This is a genomic window from Kitasatospora sp. NPDC053057, assembly GCF_044546945.1.
Lineage (GTDB): Bacteria > Actinomycetota > Actinomycetes > Streptomycetales > Streptomycetaceae > Kitasatospora.
This window is the reverse complement of record NZ_JBITZP010000130.1, coordinates 1-1900: the sequence shown is the minus strand read 5'-3', so window position 1 is coordinate 1900 and position 1900 is coordinate 1. Positions and strand designations below refer to the sequence as shown.

General features: G+C 69.7%; 1 protein-coding gene. It reads right to left on the bottom strand.

The window, feature by feature from the left end:
* Window positions 1-116: 116 nt before the first annotated feature.
* Window positions 117-1355, bottom strand: coding sequence for an IS110 family transposase (locus ACIG5E_RS39395; RefSeq protein WP_396542126.1), 1239 nt, complete (start codon window positions 1353-1355; stop codon window positions 117-119).
* Between the last annotated feature and the right edge of the window lie 545 nt (window positions 1356-1900).

Genomic DNA, 1900 nt, shown 5'->3' with positions numbered 1-1900 from the left:
AGGGATGTTGGTGTTCTTCGCCGATCCTCACAGCCCCTGGCAGCGCGGCACGAACGAGAACACGAACGGGCTGTTGCGACAGTACTTTCCGAAAGACATCTCACGTGCCTAACAAGTCAAGCCGCGACGGCCAGATCCGCTGAGGAGGAGGTGAAGGCGTGATCCTCGTCGAAGAGCTGCCTGGTCTGCAGGCAGTGGTAGAGCTGGCCGATCATGCGGTTGAGCAGGTGCCGTTGGGCCTGGGCGTGCCAGTCGCCGCGCTCGCGCCTTCCCCGGTAGTGGGCGTCCGCCCCAGGCGAGGCCCTGAGGGCGGAGAACGCCCAGAGGAAGCCCGCCGTGATGAGCCGGTTGTTCTTGATGAACCGACGTCCGACGTGGCGCTTCTTGCCGGATGCGCGGGTGATCGGCGCGGAGCCGGCGTAGGACTTGAGCGCGCGGGCGTCGGCGAATCGGGTGCGGTCGTCTCCGATCTCGGCGAGCACCCGGGCGCCGAGCTGAACCCCGAGTCCGGGGAAGCTCAGGATGATCTCAGCGTCCGGGTGCTCGCGGAAACGGGTCTCCACCGCCTCGGCGAGCTCATCGGCCGCGACACAGGCCGCGTCCAACTGACGTATCAGCGCAGCGAGTTGGCGGCCCATGGCGTCCTCGACGGCTGCGGGCTGGCGGGCATGGTCGCCGCACAGGACCTTACGCAGGCGCTCGGCCTCGGCGTCGATGCCGCGCTTGCGGCCGGCCCGTTTGAGGGCGTCCCGCAGCTCGGGCAGGTCCAGGAGGGCGGCCCTGGCCGGGGTCGGCGCCGCCGCCAGGACGGCGCGCGCCTCCGGGCGGGCCAGGCCGTGCTGCTTGCCCATGAAGGCGTCCAAGGCGGCCGGGTAGTACTCGCGCAGCAGCGAGCGGACCTGGTTGACCAGCTGCTGACGGTTCCAGACGGCGTCCTGCTGGGCACGGGCGAGGACCGCGATGGCGCGGGCCTGGTCCGTGTCGGCGGGCAGCGGCCGGTGGGCGTGCATGTCGGTGCGCAGAATGTTCGCCAGCACCAGGGCGTCGCCCGGGTCGGACTTCTTGCGGGAGACGCCGTGCCGGTCCCGGTAACGGGCAGCGGCCAGCGGGTTGATGGCGTAGACGGGCCGCTTGCCGGTGCGCAGGGTGGCCACGAGCAGGCCCCGGCTGGTCTCGATGGCCACGGGTATCGGGGTCTGGGGCGTGTCGCCGTACTCGGCGAGCAGGTCGAGCAGGATCCGGTAGCCGGCCGCGTCGTCGCTGATGCGGCGCTTGGCCAGGAGCTGTCCGGTCTCGTCGACCAGGGCCACGTCGTGGTGGCGCTCGGCCCAGTCGATCCCGCAGAACACGGTCACACTGTCCTCCGTTCTGTTGTCGTTTGCTCAGGTGGTGAGCCTGTTCGGGCCACGCGGCGACCTAATTCCAGGACTCGATCGGTCCGCCATCTCACAAGCCGTTCGCGGCACCAGCGGACCGCGGGGGTCTCCATCTCGCTCAGAGCTCGAAGGCTCGGGACTGAAGCAGAGATCGCCCCGCGGCGGGCTCACACCACAACGGTCAACGTCCGGCCGACCAGCCAGGGTTTCGCGGTGGCCCGAGAACGCCGGGCGCCACCGGTCTTTCGGGAGGCCTCACCGGGCCGGGAACACAGAGGAGTCAGCCCGGCGCCCACGCGACCACCGCGAAACCCCCGGATGGAACAGCCGACCTCGCCCCAGGCCTGGAAGCCCTGACGAGGACCCGGCCCACCCGGACCGCAACTCCACCGGCCCACTCGGGCCGACTGGAATCACTACTCACGAATTAGGAACGGATTTGTCCCGATGGGGCGCCGACGAGATCAACGCGGTGGCTGCCACTCTCAACGGCAGACCTCGCAAGACCCTCGGCTGGAGAACAC